The sequence below is a fragment of the Staphylococcus sp. GDX8P114P-2 genome, from assembly GCF_017892945.1.
Taxonomy (GTDB): domain Bacteria; phylum Bacillota; class Bacilli; order Staphylococcales; family Staphylococcaceae; genus Staphylococcus; species Staphylococcus arlettae.
Window position 1 is genome coordinate 51,991 of record NZ_JAESMB010000009.1, and the last position, 18,780, is coordinate 70,770.

The window sequence follows — 18,780 nt, forward strand, 5'->3', positions numbered from 1 at the left end:
TGTTTACAATTAATAACTGTTTAATTTTTATATTCAACATCTAATGATAATTGGTCATATGATATATTATATTTTTCGAAAAACTTGTTAATATAGTTCATTTTTCTTTCATTGGATAATTGTACAAATAAATATACACCTGGGACTATTTCCTCAGTATCATCTGTTTTTTCGCTAAATATAGCTGATTCAAAGCCAATTTTTGTGTCTATTTTTGTACATTCAATCAATGGATTCAAATCAATTTTAGCCAATAATTTAAATAGCTCTACAAATAAACCCTTCCATGTTTTTACAGGAATATATTCATCATTAATAAATGTAAATCCATGTATTTTATAATTAGAAAAAGTCTCATTACCATCATAGATATACATTTCTTTTTCTTCTATCATTTCATGTATTGTCGATTCAGGAAAATCCCAAATTTCTAATGCAGAAGTAATTAGCTGATTTGTTCTCTCAATTATTTCAGCTTCACCCCATTTGTCACTTCTAGCTGGTAATTTGTTTAAATTAACAAAATGACTTTCTTTAAAACCTTTTTCCATATTTTGTTTATCTTGGAAACTTCTATTGCTATATTTTGAATTATATCCAGTTATAGTCAAGTTTCCTAATGAGTTGACATAATTTTCATGAATTCTTTGGTAATTATTTCCTAATTCATTTTTCCAATCAGAGCTTAATTTTTGTGGCATAATATGTTCAATACTATAATCTTTATTTTTTAGTCCCTCGTAAATTGATAATGATTCAATGTGGTTATGGTTTTCTAACCTTTCAAATATATATGAACGATATGATGAATTAATATTATACCAATCATTATGTTTAAAGTTTCTAATTAGTTCTTCATCCGTTGGTACTCTTCCAGACCCTTGTTTTTTAAGTAGTAAAAATATGATAACTTCTGAATCTTTATATTGATTGTTATGTTTATCTTGAAACTGCCTAAAATCTCTATACAAAGTTGCTATAACTTTATTTAACGCATTCGAAGGTGTTTTGGTAATTATCCTTCTTGCTATATATTTTTCAACTAGTTCTACTATTTTGATAGCTTCTTCTTCGACAATTTTATTAGAAACAAAATCATTAATTATAGCCATTATAAATGGTCTAATTACAGTGACATTTAATTCTAAAAATCTATTTAAAATTACATCTATTTTCTTTGTCCCTGTATTACACTCAAGAATCATTTTATAAGTATTAGAGAAGTCATTAATGTCTTCAAATAAATTTTGTTTATCAAAATCAAGATTATTATAAGTGGTCTTAAATTCATCATACACATTTGATATCTTTGGAAATTGTGCATTTTTGATTGTTAAAAAATACCTAAAAAATTTACTTACTTCGAAATGAGTATTTTCTTCTAATGGTTGCCAATAGTTTTGAAAATACTTATTTTGTTCAGGCAAATTCTCATTCATAAGTAAGAAGTTGCGTATTTTATCTGCATCTGTTAGAGCGACCCCGGTTGAATTGAGACTTTCAAAAATTAATTGTGGGTCATCATCAGGTGAATTTAAATTAACTACCATAAATTGAAGCTTTTGTATTGAACTCATTAATTGATCAATTGAGATATTCATATTATCAATACATGAATAAAAATACTCATAGTTTAAAGTAATATTTGAAGATTTGTCATAAAATTTTTCATTCCCAAATAATAATTTATATGACTTATAATCTCTTGGATTAGGTTGTAAAATTAATTTATCTGTAGTATTTAAGTATTGATCTTGTAAAAAAGTATTTAAAACATATTCCGGTGTTAAACGTACTTTTTTAGCTTCTTCTTCATTTTTGTCCAACCAATTTTTTATAGCTAACATTAAAAGAGATAACGTTGTCAATCTTTGTTGCCCATCTATGACAATTATATCTTGCGCATAATTACCTGGTTTTACAACTATACTACCAAAAAAATGTGTTTGTTTATTGCTTGTTTCTAAATCAATTAAATCCTCAAACAGCAATTCACAGTTTTCTCTCTTCCAATCATAGTTCCTCTGATAAACAGGAATAATAATTTGTATTGCTCCCCTTAAAAATTCTATCGCAGAGCGGACGTTTCCATCCATAAATAATCACCCTTATTTTTATTTATAGTTATATACAGATTAACATATACCCTATTAAAATAAATTGTTTCATAAATATTTTGTGATTTTAGAGTATATACTTTAGTTAAATGAAGAAGTTAGAAGTTACGTACCACCCATCTAATAATTTCAAGAAAAGCACCTAATACTATGTGACTACGTTAAACTCACTTCAAAATTTCATTTGGCAGTCGTTTTGAAGGTTACGGCATAGTGGCGTCACACAACCCGATGACTCACCCCACCGTATTTTTATATGCCTGTTATCTTTCAAGTAAATGTTAATATAAAAGCTTGCCCCTTTTATTAAACCAAAGGGAGCAATCAGCAATAAAATGTAAGATTTAGAACCCGGCGTCGTAAATCTATTAAAAAATGGATATAACATGCTGATACAACTATTAAATATGACCGCAAACATAACGACTGACATTAAAATATCTATCAGTGGATGAATGTCAGTCTCCAATAATAAAGCTTAGATAAGCAGGGGCAATCCCTATCGACGCTTTGTTGCCTTTACTAAACATGATATAAATCCCCCACTAACATGAATTGATAAATGGTTTTTAAATTGTGCAAATTACAAGGAAGTATGATATTAATCACTTGTAACTTCTAATTTTGTTTCAAACTTACTTTTCAAACAAAATATAAGCACATTTGAATCCTGCAATACTGCCAAAAATTATTAACACCAAAATAACAGACGCAATATTATTTATAAAAAAATATAAAATGCTATAGTGGAGATATATTAAACAATTGTTTTTTAAATCAACATGACTAAGGGAGTGTTTCGATGTATAAAATAGGTATAGCCGGAGCAGGCGCAATGGGTGGACGTATTGGTGTTTCCATAAAGGAAGCAGGTTATGATGTTACACTTATAGATCATTGGGAAGCACACGTCAACCGTATTAATACATATGGTATGGATATTAAAACAGAGACGGAGAACTATACAGTCGACATTCCTGCTATATTAGCGCAAGATGTAACAACTGAATTCGATCTGATCATTATATTGACGAAAGCGATGCACTCTGAAGCAATGTTAAAACATTTACTAGCAGCCGGCTGCATCCACGAAGATACAGCTATCATGAGTATGATGAATGGATTAGGTCACGAAGAACGATTATCACAAATCGTGCCATTATCACAAATTTATCTTGCTGTAACGATGTGGACTGCAGGACTACGTGGTCCAGGACAATTGTTACTAGAAGGAGAAGGCACGATCCATTTACAAAGAGCTGATGGCGAAATGGATAGTCATACTAATAGCATACTTCAAATACTCAACAAAGCAGGACTGAATGCACAAATTAGCGACAATGTGTTCGAAGCGATTTGGTCTAAGGCGACCTTAAATAGTGTGGTAAATCCATTATGTACCATTTTAAACAAAACCATTCACGAATTTGGTAGCTACCCGCATTCAGCGGAGATGGTCAAGCCTATCATTGATGAAATTGTCGCAGTGGCTCAAGCCAAAAGTATCGAATTGAATAGTCATGACCTTTTACAAAAAGTCGAAGCAGCTTATCCCAAAGAAACGCAAGGCCTGCATTACCCTTCCATGCACCAAGATTATGCAAACGGACGTTTAACTGAAGTAGATTACCTTAATGGTCAAATAGCTGCGTATGGGCAAGCAGCCAATATACCGACACCTCGCAATACCATGCTCACTCAGATGATCCATCAATTAGAAACAAAATTATAATACCGAGTGGCAGTTGACCAATTATTTTCTCGATGAAGTATGGAAGCACACTTCATTTTTTGTGACTATTAATTTACTTTTTAAAACTATTCTATAAAATATTAACCTTCATCAAAAACTCTATATAATATTAACTATATGTAGAGTGAATGTAGGACATACAATGCAAATTTGAAATGAATAGGTGATGTATATTGGATATCCAATTAGCACAGTTAACTATAAACTTTAAAACAGAAGAACCTGCTCCGTTTTTTCAAGTAAATAACGACTATAGAGTAAGATTCGATATAGACAATATTAATCGTTCGAATCTTACTCACATCATAGATATGCTTTTTAATGACACGGACAATATTAAAATTTCTTATTACTTCGGTACATTAGTTCCATATATTTTCAAAGAACCCACTCGCATAGGCAAATATATTTCAATTAATAGTTGGGAAGAGCGATTATTTGAAGCAGAAAACGAATATGATAGTAAAGACATATATAAGATTGTCATCATTAAAAATGTTAAAAAAGCTGAAATAATTAATTATCTGTTGTACTTAAAATATGCGTTAAAAAATCCATATATGTGCATTTATAATGACTACCATTTACTCAGTAATAGTACGGATGTCATAGATATTGTGAGTAGTTCTACGGGTATGATCAATAACTTAAAAACACGCTTCGCCCCCATTGTAGACCACTTTTATGATGACCATACGAAATGAGACTGGAACATATCAATAATGTTCCAGTCTCTTATTATTTATATATTTTGTTTTAGCAATCTCAATTCACCATTAGTCATTGATTTTAAAATCAGTTCTAATGAAGTCACACAACCCGACGGCTTATTTTAGTGGTATTGTTATATGTTTAGCAATGTCTTAAGAGTCACACCTTTAACTTAATCATGATTTTATATCGATCCAAAACCTACGAATACGCTTGCCATTGTCCTCTATATATGGCGTTCCTTCTAGACCTCCAGCATTTTGAATCACTTTCGCAGAACCAATATTATCTTCATCACAAGTTACAAGAACCCTTTGAATACCCAGTTTCTGACAAATTTTTAAGGACTCTAATAAAATTTTTGTCGCATAGCCTTGTCTTCGAAATGAAGGTGCAATACCATATCCAATATGTCCGCCTCTTTTCAAAAAATCTTCCGTTAACTCATGTCGTATATTTGCAGCACCAATAATCACATTGTCTTCTATATAGAAATACGTTGAATTTTTCATCCAATCCTCGTTAGTTTCTTGATACTTCCAATCACTCAACACCTCTTCATAATCCACAAAGCGACTAAATCTAGTAGAAAAAGGAACGATTTTATCTGTATGCTTCCAGTCATCCCAATAATTTAAAAATGCTTGTTTATCTTCTATAGTTAATTTACGAAACGTCATCAATTCCTCACTCCTATTTGATGTTATTAATAAACCAGTCTAATATTGTATATCTAAATTTTTATTCTAACTCACTGTGATGATCAGACAAAAAAAGACTGCAACTCATAGTTTCAGCCTCTTTATATTTGTGTTTTCAATATCACAAGATATTTCTGTCATTCAACTCTATCATTCTTTTACCATATGATTCTTAATGGCATCTATTATTTTCGGCCACTCTTTTGTATGAAATTCGTGACCGCTTCCTTCTAATGCTAGCATTTCCGAATTTGGAATTTCATTTTTTAACGCAAGTCCATGTTCAAAAGGTAACACGAGATCTTCTGTTCCATGTATGATTAAAGTAGGAACTTGTATAGCTTTAATTTTATCGTTGTAATAATCATCGCCTGTTAAACTTGCATGGTTAAACATACTTGTTAAATTATTCGCACGGTCAAATTCTTCTCGTGCTTGTTTTCGTATACGTTGCTCCTCGTATCCATACTTCGATCCAGAAAGTAATTTGCCACCTTCTACTAAATATTTCTCTACTTCTTCTTTATTTGACCAATCAATGTTTTGACCTTGAGCATGATGTTCTAATACGCTTGAGTCCATTGTTGGTAAGTCTAAACCGCTATCTTCACCACCAAACAATGAGGTAGAAAGCAACGTCAAACTTAAGACACGGTCGGGATAATGATGTGTAAGTACTTGAGCAATCATACCACCTAAAGACATGCCCATAACATTTGCTTTTTCAATATGATAACTATTCAAGACATTAATGCCATCATTTGCCATGTCCCTGACTGAATAATTCGCCTTGCCATGTTCATACACCGTTGAACGCCCAACATCCCTATTATCATAACGAATGACAAACATGCCCTTGTCCGCAAGTTTTTCACAAAACGCTGTATCCCAATACACCATCGATTGCGTAGCACCATTGATTAATAATAGTGCTGGATTTGAAGGGCTACCGAAAGATTCTGTGCAAATCTGAACACCATTTGTTTCAATTATTTGCTCACCCATATGTCTTCCTCCTAAAAATTCGATTATTATACTTTTATGCTCGTGAAATTATGATTGCACCCAAATATTTATTGTAATAATTGCATTACTATATCATCATCAGTATACCCAGATAAAAAAAGTTCAACCTGTATGGTTTATCAGATACATCCTAAATTTATCAATTAAACTGCTAATTATGGTTCATGCCATGAATTTTACTATCTAACACCTTTTTCCAATAATTTTCACGTTCTAAAATAGTATCTACTTTCGATTTAGTATCAAAAATTTCTAAAATTGAATATTGGAAATGGCTGGTAATATGTTCTGCACCTTTTTCTTCTAATATTGATAAAAATTCTTTATTGCCACCTGTAAGGTTTACTAAATTGGCATAATTAGACCACCTTTGCCATATACCATCTGTATTACCAGAAGCAGAACCAATATATAGCTGACCATTACTTAAGTCAGTAATAACATAGACTCCTTTCACATAACTTAAAGCTTCTTTCCAACTTGGTTCATTATGTTGAATGATTTGTTGTAAATCTTTATGTTTTAAACATACATTTTGGTACCCGTTAAAGTGACCTAACTTTACATTTGGTGCTATTTCATAAACTTCAGGATTCAATTGATCCTGTATACTATTATATTTTCTATTATAAACATCTCTACCAATAGGTTTTTCAATTTTTATAATGAGGCGTTTAATGTACGCACTATAATCATCTAACAATGTTAAGTTATACCCTACTTTATTGAATACTTCAGGTTGCTTTGTCTCTATTTTATAAATGCCACCAAATATAAAATACTGTGGTCCATAAGGATAATATTGTTCGAATGCAATTAAATAGTCTGCATGATTAAGATTATTGTTCGGTTGCTTTGTCTTCCATGCATTCATTTTTATCCATTCTTCATTATCTTCCAATAAAAAGTCCCATGCGCGTTTATTAATATCTGACGCATTCATATTAAATTTAATCTTTGTTCTGTTATCATCTGAAACTTTTATAAAATCTGTTAATTTTATCATTCATATCACCTATTCTATTTCTTTTAACACATAAAAAAAGCAAAGCTCGTATTTGCCTTGCTTCAAGTATGGACAATTCAACTCAAGTGAATGCTGTTATACTTTTTAGTTTCTTACTTCACATCAACAACTTTAAATTCTTGGCATACTAAATCCATATCAATTGAAAATTCTATATTATATGAACTTAGTTCTTTACGGAAAAATCTTTCATGCTCATTATACCAGTACTCATAGCTCAAATCACCTTCACCTTCTAAAGCAGCAAATGCTTCCGTAACTTCATTCATCGGTGTGATACTAACTTTTGTGAATTGTATAATACATAATGGTTCACTTTTACCATTTAAAATAATCCCATACTGTCCTACTGCTGGTAAATCTTCTCCATCTATATCATGTAAACATTTTGCTGAACAAGTTGCTCTTTTCACACCTTGAACAACCAATTCTCCTAAGTCATTGCCCATTGCTTCTGAGCCATCTCCAAACATCCATGCTTCAGGCTGACTTTGCGATAACTTATGCTTCTTTTGAAATTGTTCCCAATACGTTTTTACACTTTCCATTATTATCCCCTTTCTATTTGAAACCTAGACAAAAATGATATTTCAAAAAATCAAATTCCTTTAACTTTCACGTATACATATTGATATATCTTTTCTAAAGCATACTTAATATTCTCTCTACTTTCAAATGTATATGAGAAGTAAAAAATACGGTTATAAACTGATGTCTATAACCGTACTTTTATTTTTATCATTTTGTATCCATTATCTTCCTTCTTTGCGTTCTCTTTCTTTTAGTACATAGCTTAATAAGTCTAACATAAGACGTGCGGCAGTCTGACCTGTCATGCCCGTTGGATCATACATCGGCGCCACTTCAACTAAATCAAAGCCCACGACTTCATTATGTTTTGCTACGGCTTTTAATAATTCATTTACTTCATCATACAGTAAGCCACCTGGAGATGGTGTTCCTGTCCCTGGAGCAATCGAAGGATCTATGCCATCGATATCAATCGTGATATAGAGTTTTTCACCTTCTGGGATACGTGCAGCTAACCCTTCTGCGCCTTGTTCACGCATTTGTTTGGGTGACAATATAGTTGCACCATAATCACGTGCAGCATCAACATCTTCTTTTAAACTACTGCTGATGCCACGGATACCGTATTGATAGATATTTTTCACGTGATCCATTTCAGATAATCGTCTAATACAACTACCATGACCATATCGTTGTCCTGAACGATGATCCGCCCAATCTAAATGGGCATCAATTTGTAATACATGGAATGGTCCTAACTCTTCAAGACCTTTACCAGTAGCTGCTGTAATGGAATGGTCTCCACCGATAATGACTGGCATCACACCTTTATTCACAATGCGTCGTAATGTTGCTTCGGTATTATCATGACTTTGCATAAGGTCCCCATGGACGATATCGACGTCGCCTACATCAAAGACTTTCCACTTAGGCCCTAAATAAGTGATGTCATTTTCAATATCATACGCACCATCCAAGCCAAAGCTATATAATGTAGAACCTTCTCTGACACCTCTAGGACCCATGCGTGCACCTGATTTCCATTGTGTTCCCATATCATTTGGTACACCAATCACTGCTACATCTGCATTGAGTTCCTTCAATTTATCAATATCGTCACATACGGGGTATTTACCAAACGTACAAATTCCGGTAAATGGTAAATTTAATGTTTGTTTTTCTTCTGGATTCATCATAATAAAATACCTCCATTTATTTAAAAGTTTAGATACAATTAGGCTTCAAAGACTTTTCATACATGGTTGCAATTAAAATAGCGATTGAAATGATGCCAAAAGCTAATGGGGTTAACATACCTAAGGCACCTGCTAAATGTTCATTGTGAAACAATTCCACAAATGAACTATATACCGCAGTAGAAATCGCAATACCAAAGGAATAACCTAACGAACTCGCCATCTTATAAATACCTGAGCCGATACCTACTTTATCGTCACTCACATGAACTAATAGTGTATCTAGTGACGGTGTTGCGTATAAACCAATACCAATACCTGCAATTAAAAATCCGATAAACACTACGATGATGTATGGTAAATTAGGTAAAAATGTAAAAGCCCCAAAACTCATACCAACGCTGGCAATAATAATTGAAATAAACATTGGTTTGTATGGTCCAATCTTTTGTAACAAGCGCTCACCTACACGAATCATTAATAACAAGGCTACAATATTACCTAATGTTAATAACCCTGTTTCAAATGCTGTAAAGCCTCTCCCAACTTGAATATAAGTATTCGCTACAACGATTGTACCTGCGATACCATTTTGTAAAAAATTCGTTAGTACCGCACCGGTAAATGGTTTGGACTGAAATAATTCAAAATCTATAAACTGATGTTTTCTCGTTCTTTCAAAAAAGATAAATGCAAACGTTAATACGATAGACGCTATAAACAAAGCAACTATAGGGAAGCTTAACCATCCTAAGTCTTGCCCTTGGGTAACAATAATATTAATCACTAATAGTGTTACAACGAAAATTGAAAAACCAATGATATCAAATTTCTCTTTATTCACTTTAGCTACTTTTGTTTCTTCAATATTTTTCAGTAAAAACATTGCAATAACTGCAATCACAATCGACAGTACAAATATCATTCGCCAGTCAAAGTAAGTAGCGATTAAACCACCAACAAATGTCGTTATACCACCACCACCCCAAGAACCAAAGGACCAATAACTCAAAGCCCGTTGACGTTCACTTTCTTGAAAGGTAGTTTTTATTAACGCTAATGTAGCGGGCATAACAAGCGCCGCTGATAACCCTTGAAGTACTCTGGCAACAATGAGTAACACAGGTTCTGTTGCTACAATGATAAGTAATGAGCCAACAATACTTATAACTAAGCCAACATAGGTCATTTTCTTTCTCCCAAGCCTATCAGCAATACCGCCACCAACGACAATAAATAAGCCACAAAACAGCGAAGTTAAACTTGTGGAAATATTTAAGATACCTGATGACACTTTAAGATCTTTTTGCATTGTCGGTATGATATTAATCATTGATTGTGCAAATAGCCAAAACGTTAATATTGCTAAAACTATGCCTAAAATATACAAATCTATTTGTCTTTTAGCTTTCATGGCAATCCCCCTTTAATTTGAAGGTTCCTTCAAATTAATTGAAGTTTAGCACCATGATTATCATTCGGCAAATAGATTTCTGAATAGTCTGATATTTATAACTTTTATAATTCACTAACAAAACAGGATAACATCAAGGTTTAGTTACATTATTTTGCGATAATATGTCAGCAGTTATAAAATTTATTTATATGCTTATAAAAGTACTTAACTTACAACAGAAAAAAGCATTAAGTAGCTCAAGGTTACTTAATGCTTGGACTTATTCTACGTCAAAATAAGTTTTACAAAATGCGATAAAATGCTTGATATCCGTATTCAGCGTTTCTTCTCTATAGAATAACCATGTGTTCCTCATAATATCCTCACCATTTTTAAATTTTAAATCTTTCATATAAAATTGGTCATCTTCTACAATGCAAGACTTAGGAACAATGGCATAGCCCATCCCTTTTTCAACAAATTTTTTACAGATTTCAATTTTATCAGTTTGGCAGATATTTCTTGGGTACGTATCGTAACGTTCATTCCACCAGTCGTTGCTTAATTTCGTAATAGAATTTTCTAATTCAATATAGGTATTAAAATTTTGATGTGATTTATAAACAATGCGGTATTCTTTTGGCAATTGCTTCAAATTGATTGGTTTATTACTAATTATGGTTAACGGATCTTGTTTCAACAACATTTTTTTGCCGTACCAATCGTAGTCTCCTGTTAAAATACCAACATCCAAATCATTGTTTTCCAACTGCTCTAAAATTTCTACACTCCAACCACTCGTCATAGCAATATAAATATCTGAATATGCTTCATAGTACTGTTTCATTAATTCTGGCATCGTATATATAGCAAAATTAGTATTCGCTCCTAATTTCATGTTCCCTTTGAGTCCTTCTCGCAGTTCGTTAATATGCGACTTTAAGTTTTGAATTTCAAATAGCACTTTGTTTGAAAATTGAACGAGATATTCACCCTCTGGCGTGAATTTAAATTGATTCCCTACTTTTTCTATAATTTTAATCCCAAAATCTTTCTCAATTTTCTTCAACCTATATGATAATAACGGTTGAGACATAAACAACCGTTTCGCAGCCTTAGTAAAACTTTGTTCCTGATTGAGCATCGCTAAAATTTTATAATCTTCTTCTTGCATCATAAATCCCCCTTATTTAAGCCACTCATATTCATTTTACACTAGAATATTTTATTGAAGAAGAATTTAAGAAAAAGTACCAACAGCAGTAGCAACGGATCTTTAATCTTTTTCATCTTAGGCGGTATGTGCTCAGTATTTGCATAAAATAAAACACTTCATTAAATTCATGTTATATGAATTCGACGAAGTGTTTTTTCTTTTTATAATAAAATGCTAGCTAATATAGGAGCAACAACTACAACAATAACACCTACAATGACTAGTGAAATAGATGCCATGGATGCTTCAGTTTCACCAAATTCCTGTGCAGATGAAACACCTAATGAATGACCACTCGTGCCAAGTGCCAAACCACGTGCAATCGGGTTGGTTATATTAAATAGTTTAATTAATTTAGAGCCTAAAGCATATATAATAACACCATTTAAAATAACTGCTAGTGATGTTAATTCTTTGATACCACCGATATCTGCTGATACGGGTAATGCAATGGCAGTTGTTGCACCTTGAGGTAACATAGACGCTACAACACCATTAGAAAATTGGAATGCTTCTGCGATAAGAGAAATACAAACAAGTGCAGCAGTTGTACCGAAAGTGATACCACCTATGATTTGTTTCCAATATTTTTTTAAGACCTCACGACGTTTATATAAAGGTATAGCAAAACATATTGTTGCTGGTTCTAAGAAGAAATTGATGATATCTCCACCAATTTTATAATTTGCATAGTCAATACCTGTTAATTTTAAAAATACGATGCCGACCACCATAGTGAAAAATAATGGTGTGAATAAGAAAAAGCCTTTTGTTTTTTTAAATAAATAAGTTGCAATGATAAATGGTATTAGAGATAGAAGCATACCAAAATAAGGTGTGTTGATCGCTAAATGTTCAATCATAATTTATCCTCCACCAATTTTTTATGTTTTGATTTTTTTGGAATAAAGGATTTTGTAATAATCATCTGAGATAAAAATCCTGTACATAACAACAAGAGTAATGTTGAAATGATGATTAACAATATAATTAGGATTGGGCTAGTGCTTAAAACTCCTAATGAATTAATGACTGAGACACCTGCGGGTACGAATAAGAAACCAATATTATTCGTTAAGGTTGTACCTACCTTTTCAACCTCACCAAGTTTAACAATACCAGTACATAAAGCAATAAATAATAGGACGAGTCCAATCACTGAAGCCGGCATTGGTACCGGCATAAAACTTTCGATAATATTTGAAATAAACATAATAATAGCTATAACAAGTGCTTGATGGAAAAAGTTATATGTTTTAGAACTTTTATTTTCTGTGTTCTGTTGTTTATTTTCTACTTCCATTTTAAATTGCCTCCCAAATTGATCTTGAGTCAATTATAAAATGAAAGCGATTACTATAGTGTGGTTTTAATGTGACTTACGACACGTAGGAGCTGAAATGCATTAATTGAAATGTGACTATCAAGATAAGCCCATCATCTGTTTAAAGGCCTTCATATACGAACGGCTAACTTGGAATTTTAATTGGTTTGTCATTGTAAGTTGATATGTGTAATTGAACCAATGCTCAATCGTTTGAATATGCGCTTTATTAATTAGTGTCGAGCGATGAATGCGCATGAATTTTTGCGTTACAATTTTCTTTTCGTAATGGCTCAAAGGTTCTGACGTTTCAAAATCTCCAAGTGTTGTATTTATGGTTGTAATACCGTTATTAACTGAAATTGCGATAATATCATTTAAATTAATAATATGAATGCGTTCATCTACCTCTATAGGTAATACTTTACTGGGCTTTGCATCTTCTTGACTATTTTCATTACTTGTTGAAGGTGTTAAATCAAGATTATTCTGTTGTTCACTCGTTTGTCCAATGGCAAGTTCGACTTTGTGAATTGCTTGGGCAATACGTTGTTGTTCAAATGGCTTAAGAATATAATCAATGGCATCTAATTCAAAAGCCTTAACAGCAAATGTATCATGTGCTGTAGCAAAGACGATAAATGGAGCATGTTTCATTTTCTTTATTTTGTTCGCAAGGTCAAGGCCACTTTCATCCATTAAATTAATATCAAGAAAAATAACATCATAATCATCGTAAAGTAATAATTCTAACGTCTCAGAAACATTTTCAGCTTCATCAATTTTTTCAAAATGACGAATTTGATTTAGCAAATAAGATAGTTCATTCCGTGCTAAGGGTTCATCATCTACAATAATGGATTTCAAAATTATTCCTCCTCTATATTATGGTACGGGATTGTGGAACTCACAGTTGTACCGTGTTGATTAGATAGAATGTGAAGACTTGCATCATGACCAAACAGCCCTTCTAACCTGTGATTTAAGTTTTCTAGCGCACTTCCAGTACCAGATTCTGAATAAACACTGGTTTTGCCAATTTTATTAAGTTTTTCAGTAGGAATACCGTAGCCATTGTCAGTTACAGAAATCACAAGGCCAGTTTGAAATTTGTGTGCTTTGACAATAATTTCATTATTATTTTTTCTGTTTTTAAAAGCATGTTTGATAGCATTTTCAACAAGTATTTGTATCGCAAAGGGTGGAACCAGTGCACCATAACAACTTTCATCAATATCAAAAGATACATTAAATCGGTCTGGGTATCGTGCTTGCTCTAAAGATAAATAAGATTCAACTTGTTGCAATTCATTTTCTAAAGAAATGGTGTTGTTGCGCGCGCCTTGTAAATTTGATCGGAAAAATTGACTAAGTTGTAAGAGTAACTCACGTGCTTTTTCACTATCAATGCGTACTAACGCTGAAATAGTATTAATTGCGTTAAAGAAAAAATGCGGATTCACTTGTGCTTGTAATGATTTAATTTCAGCATCACGTATTAGTGCGCTTTGCGCTTCTGCTTGACCTAATTCAAGTTGGCTTGAAAAGATTTCTGCAAGTCCTGTTGCTAACTGTTTATCAGAAACGTTCACATCATATTTGTTAGTAAAATATAATTTCAATGTACCCACAACATCATTTTTCACTCGTAAAGGTACAACAATAGCTGCTTCTAAAGGACACCCTGGGTGATTACAACCTATGTCTTCACTCGAATATGCTTCTTTTAAAGTACCAGATTGAATAGCACGTTTAGATAAATTAGTAATAATGGCTTTTTGTGCAACATGATGGTCACTTGCTACACCAACATGGGTCAAAATATCTTTACGATTAGTAATAGCAACTGCAGATACACGCATTAAATCAAGTATAATCTCAGCAGCTTTTTTCGCTGATTGCTCATTCAAACCAGAACGGAAATAAGGTAATGTTTGATTAGCAAGTTGTAAGACATCGTGTGTTTGTATCGCTCGAGTTTTTTCTTCTTGTTTAATGGTAGATAAAATAATAGATAAGAATATGGCAGTACCGATAGAATTTATAGAGATCATTGGAATTGCTATGAGTTTAACTAATATCCAAGCATGATCAGTGTTATTGGAAAAAGTGAGAATACACAGCATTTGAATAATTTCTGTAGTGCCTCCAATTAAAGCACCTTTGACAATGGTAGGATAACGTTTAGCTCGCATGGCCTTATAACCAAAGTAACCAGAAACGATTGCTATGACAATAGAAGAAATCAAATAGATATATGCATCTGCACCACCAATGTAAACACGATATATACCTGAAATTAAAGCAACTGCTAAAGCTACAAACGGTCCACCGATAAGCCCAGATACACCTATAGTCAAGACACGTGTATTGGCTAAAGAGGCCTCGGGATCAAGATGGTTATAAATTGTGCCATTAATAATTTCATCACCACGTATTTGTATACCTGTGAAGTTTGAAATCATGGAAAAGCAACCAAAAATAATAATTAATTGCCATTGTGAACGTCGCTTTTCACGCTCGTTCATCATTGTTTTAAAATGATTGATGTTCATTAAAATATAGGCAATCAAAATGATTAAACCTACACGTTCAAGTAGAAGTATAAATAAATTTAACATAACGTATCCTTATAATTTTTATTAGCTAGAGCTATATATCAATAACTAAAATATATTGTGTAAATTCATTCTTAGACATATAAAAGCACAAATCATATTTATCATAATATCAAGAATTACCACATATAATTGTATCGAACATTGACTTATCCGAAAAGAAATATATGATGATGCCAGTATCACAACTTTACTAAATTAGGGTTTCAACTATGGATATATATAATTGTCATTATTAAAAGTTAACTCACAACATCATTGTATAGTCCTTCTACCATATTTGTTATTTTTTCACATAAATCATTAAAAAAATAAAGACCATATAAAATAGTCTTTATTTTGCAATACAATATTATTTTTCATCGTCCATTGAATTATGCAATACATTTAATACTAGGCCACTCACTGGTACGAATGTTTTACGTTTTGTAGATTCTGTAATCACTGAAGTTAAATCTTTATAAATTGCATCTAATGTTCCGTTATTTTTATATTCAATGACTATGCCATTCCATAAAATACTCATATTCTTGAGTTTCTGCTTCAAATTCCTTAGATCTTATTTCAAAATGGTGTTTGGTATAAAAACGCATAGCTCCTTGATTTTTCTCATATACATGTAGGTTAAGTGCATTATAATCTTTTTTTAATCTTTCCAGAATTAACCTTCCTATACCTTTATTGCGGTAATTTTCTATAATAAAAATACCTGCAATGTATTGTTCATATAAGCCAGCAAATCCGACAATTTGGTTATCAGCATAGTACACATAAATTGTTGAATCTGGGAACATTGTTTTTACTTTAGTAAAGTTATCAACCCAATAGTCACGTTTTATAAAGTCATGCGCATCTAAATTGGAGTTCAACCATATATATGAAATCTTTTCTATTAACTCAGAATCCATATTTTCTAATTTTTTAATCATAACATCACCCCTAACACAATATAATTAAATTTCATCTATGATAGCAGACTTAATCCATTTATTAAATGCTAACTTTATAATAATTCCGAATTACTATGATTTATTTTGTATATCATGGTTTTTAATCCCTTAATATGACGCTGTTAATTTAAAAATGAGCTGATACTCATTATAAGTATCAGCTCAGGTAATGGGATATTCTACTACTTTAATATTGTTATACGAAGATCATGATTTTCTTTCTCTGAACATTAAAGTTAATGTTTTTACTTATTGTTATTGTTCTTCTCCAACTACTGTAAAACGTTCGTTTTTATGTTGTGCATTTTCAACTTCGTCTATAATTGCAATTGCAAAGTCAGCATAACTAATATAACTATTACCCTTTGAGTTAACTAATAGATTATCTTTACCTGCTTGATAACTACCTGTTCTGGCACCTTCTGCATTAAAGTCAGCAGATGGGCTCACGAATGTCCAAGTTATATCTTGTGCCGCTTCTAAATCTTGTAAATTTCTGCCTTGGCCTGTTGCTGTTGGTACAAATATTTCAGGAAATTCTGGTGTCTCAATCAATTTAGTTGTTTGTGCTTCATCTACATATAAGCTACCAGCGCCACCTACGATAATTGCTCTTGTATTTGTGCCTTGTAATGCTTCAATTAATGCACGACCTGCTGTTACATGTGCTTCTTCTTCACCAAGTGGTGCACCAAAAGCATTTACTACTACATCTAAATCTTTTAAGTCTTCTGAAGTAATATCATATATTTCTTTTTCTATGACGTTTACATTTTTATTTGATACTTTTGCAGCATTTCTAACAATTGCCGTTACATCATGACCTCTGCCAATCGCTTCTTCTAATACAAGACTACCTACTTTACCAGTTGCTCCAATAATTCCAATTTTCATAATAAATTCCTCCTAATTTTGTAATTATAAAATATTTAAAACAAATCCAAATTTGATTTAAATAATGATTCTCACTGTTTAGCTCACACTCTAACAAGAAGTGGCATCAAGACCACATTGCAAACCTTCAGTAATATTGTCTTGAACTAAGGTGGTTACGGCATTTTTCATAAAATTTATCGAATACATTTAGTTGTAATTGTAATGGTTACAGTTACATGTTGGTTATACGGATAAAATTATCCGTTATTCACTAGAATTTTATTAACAATATTGTCTAGTGTTACACTTTTTAATACAGCTTCCATTGCATCCTGAGCATTTTCTAAAATAACTTCCAACACAATTTGAATATTTGCACCAACCGTACAATTGATATTAGTATCTTCATGTATTTGGAATAGATGTCCTTGTTCAACAACTTCCACAGCTTTATAAACATCAAACAATGTAATCTCATCTAGTGATTTCAATAACCTAACGCCTGAATTACCACGTGACACTTCAATAAAACCAGCATCTTTAAGTTTCCCCATCAATCTTCGAATAACTACAGGATTCGTATTAACACTTTCTGCGATTTGACTTGATGTTAAAGTATATTCTTTTTCTATCTTTAATAAAGCTAATATATGAACAGCTACAGTAAAACGGCTGCTTATTTTCATTATTAACCTCCTCATGTAACCATTATAGTTACAACTTTAGTTACAGTCAATAGAATTGTATTGAGTATTTTAAGTTACATATGATATGCTCCTCCCTATCAGTGATTTTACTAAACCTTTTATATTGCTTAAAAAAATAGGCAAGTTAGTATTTAAATAACTTTAACTCACCTACATATTCGTAAGGATATTCATTTGATTCAAAATTTGTATTATTTTAATTCTAAACTAATATTAAATGATAGCTTTCTATTTACAATGGATTTATCAGCGCCTTGTCTAGTTCCTCTATTTTTATGAGAGGCTTTATATTCCTGAGACGCTTGCCAATGCTTGTAAGCTGCTTCGTCATGCCAAAACGTAATAATAACATAATGTTCATGTGTACGATGTGGCTTTAAAAACAATAGATTTTCAAACCCTTTAGTATTCCTTAAGTGCTTATCTCTATTTAAGAAAATACGTTCAAAGTCTTCTTCTAGACCAGGATTAACATATAGATGATTTAAAACTGCATAACCATATTGAGGCAAATCATTAATTTGTTCTAATATAGTATATTTATATGCGACATTAAATCTATTAATAGTTACCTCATTATTATTTACGTCTAAATAAATACGATGCATTTCATTGTTCAACAAATGAATCA

19 protein-coding genes are annotated in these 18,780 nt (G+C 32.1%); 2 read left to right on the forward strand and 17 right to left on the reverse strand.

Annotation, left to right across the window (positions count from 1 at the left end):
* Positions 1-20 precede the first annotated feature (20 nt).
* Entirely contained in the window at positions 21-2,096 is a 2,076-nt protein-coding gene (locus KA845_RS05290; protein ID WP_103388326.1) for a DUF262 domain-containing protein, read from the reverse strand.
* 823 nt (positions 2,097-2,919) lie between these two features.
* On the opposite strand from KA845_RS05290, the gene KA845_RS05295 reads away from it, so the two are divergent.
* Together KA845_RS05295 and KA845_RS05300 are read left to right on the forward strand one after the other, a co-directional pair.
* A complete protein-coding gene (locus KA845_RS05295; RefSeq protein ID WP_103388328.1) occupies positions 2,920-3,849 on the forward strand; it encodes a ketopantoate reductase family protein in 930 nt (309 codons plus the stop codon).
* 194 nt (positions 3,850-4,043) lie between these two features.
* Positions 4,044-4,574, forward strand: coding sequence for a hypothetical protein (locus KA845_RS05300; protein WP_210127837.1), 531 nt, complete (start codon positions 4,044-4,046; stop codon positions 4,572-4,574).
* 183 nt (positions 4,575-4,757) lie between these two features.
* Here KA845_RS05300 and KA845_RS05305 read toward each other — a convergent pair whose 3' ends face one another.
* The 16 genes from KA845_RS05305 to KA845_RS05380 all read right to left on the reverse strand — a co-directional run bounded on the left by KA845_RS05305 (position 4,758) and on the right by KA845_RS05380 (position 18,772).
* The gene (locus KA845_RS05305; protein WP_103388329.1) at positions 4,758-5,261 is read right to left on the reverse strand and encodes a GNAT family N-acetyltransferase; all 504 of its coding nucleotides are present in this window, start codon (positions 5,259-5,261) and stop codon (positions 4,758-4,760) included.
* A gap of 171 nt (positions 5,262-5,432) precedes the next feature.
* The gene (mle, locus tag KA845_RS05310) at positions 5,433-6,287 is read right to left on the reverse strand and encodes an alpha/beta fold macrolide esterase (RefSeq protein ID WP_103388330.1); all 855 of its coding nucleotides are present in this window, start codon (positions 6,285-6,287) and stop codon (positions 5,433-5,435) included.
* 172 nt (positions 6,288-6,459) lie between these two features.
* Positions 6,460-7,314: a GIY-YIG nuclease family protein gene (locus KA845_RS05315; RefSeq protein WP_115291380.1), complete on the reverse strand. Its 855-nt coding sequence runs from the start codon at positions 7,312-7,314 to the stop codon at positions 6,460-6,462.
* A gap of 113 nt (positions 7,315-7,427) precedes the next feature.
* A complete protein-coding gene (locus tag KA845_RS05320; protein ID WP_103388331.1) occupies positions 7,428-7,883 on the reverse strand; it encodes an ASCH domain-containing protein in 456 nt (151 codons plus the stop codon).
* A gap of 204 nt (positions 7,884-8,087) precedes the next feature.
* Positions 8,088-9,062, reverse strand: a complete 975-nt coding sequence (gene speB / locus KA845_RS05325) for an agmatinase (protein ID WP_103388332.1) — start codon at positions 9,060-9,062, stop codon at positions 8,088-8,090.
* 28 nt (positions 9,063-9,090) lie between these two features.
* Positions 9,091-10,482, reverse strand: coding sequence for an MFS transporter (locus KA845_RS05330; protein ID WP_481906365.1), 1,392 nt, complete (start codon positions 10,480-10,482; stop codon positions 9,091-9,093).
* Between the two features lie 256 nt (positions 10,483-10,738).
* Entirely contained in the window at positions 10,739-11,632 is an 894-nt protein-coding gene (locus KA845_RS05335) for a LysR family transcriptional regulator (RefSeq protein ID WP_103388334.1), read from the reverse strand.
* A gap of 203 nt (positions 11,633-11,835) precedes the next feature.
* The gene (gene lrgB, locus KA845_RS05340) at positions 11,836-12,537 is read right to left on the reverse strand and encodes an antiholin-like protein LrgB (RefSeq protein ID WP_103388335.1); all 702 of its coding nucleotides are present in this window, start codon (positions 12,535-12,537) and stop codon (positions 11,836-11,838) included.
* A complete protein-coding gene (gene lrgA / locus KA845_RS05345) occupies positions 12,534-12,977 on the reverse strand; it encodes an antiholin-like murein hydrolase modulator LrgA (protein WP_103388336.1) in 444 nt (147 codons plus the stop codon). The genes lrgB and lrgA overlap by 4 nt, the downstream gene beginning before the upstream one ends.
* A gap of 120 nt (positions 12,978-13,097) precedes the next feature.
* A complete protein-coding gene (locus tag KA845_RS05350; RefSeq protein WP_103388337.1) occupies positions 13,098-13,865 on the reverse strand; it encodes a response regulator transcription factor LytR in 768 nt (255 codons plus the stop codon).
* A 2-nt stretch (positions 13,866-13,867) separates the two neighbouring features.
* Complete coding sequence (locus tag KA845_RS05355; RefSeq protein WP_103388338.1) at positions 13,868-15,619, reverse strand: sensor histidine kinase; 1,752 nt, start codon at positions 15,617-15,619, stop codon at positions 13,868-13,870.
* Between the two features lie 349 nt (positions 15,620-15,968).
* Positions 15,969-16,142, reverse strand: coding sequence for a hypothetical protein (locus tag KA845_RS05360; RefSeq protein ID WP_021459566.1), 174 nt, complete (start codon positions 16,140-16,142; stop codon positions 15,969-15,971).
* Positions 16,111-16,545: a GNAT family N-acetyltransferase gene (locus KA845_RS05365; RefSeq protein WP_103388339.1), complete on the reverse strand. Its 435-nt coding sequence runs from the start codon at positions 16,543-16,545 to the stop codon at positions 16,111-16,113. Before KA845_RS05365 ends, KA845_RS05360 begins: the two co-directional genes overlap by 32 nt.
* 276 nt (positions 16,546-16,821) lie before the next feature.
* A complete protein-coding gene (locus KA845_RS05370) occupies positions 16,822-17,460 on the reverse strand; it encodes an NAD(P)-dependent oxidoreductase (RefSeq protein WP_103388340.1) in 639 nt (212 codons plus the stop codon).
* Positions 17,461-17,699: 239 nt separating this feature from the next.
* On the reverse strand, positions 17,700-18,128 hold the full coding sequence (locus tag KA845_RS05375; RefSeq protein ID WP_103388341.1) for an Rrf2 family transcriptional regulator: 429 nt from the start codon (positions 18,126-18,128) through the stop codon (positions 17,700-17,702).
* A gap of 212 nt (positions 18,129-18,340) precedes the next feature.
* Entirely contained in the window at positions 18,341-18,772 is a 432-nt protein-coding gene (locus KA845_RS05380) for an antibiotic biosynthesis monooxygenase family protein (protein WP_103388342.1), read from the reverse strand.
* Between the last annotated feature and the right edge of the window lie 8 nt (positions 18,773-18,780).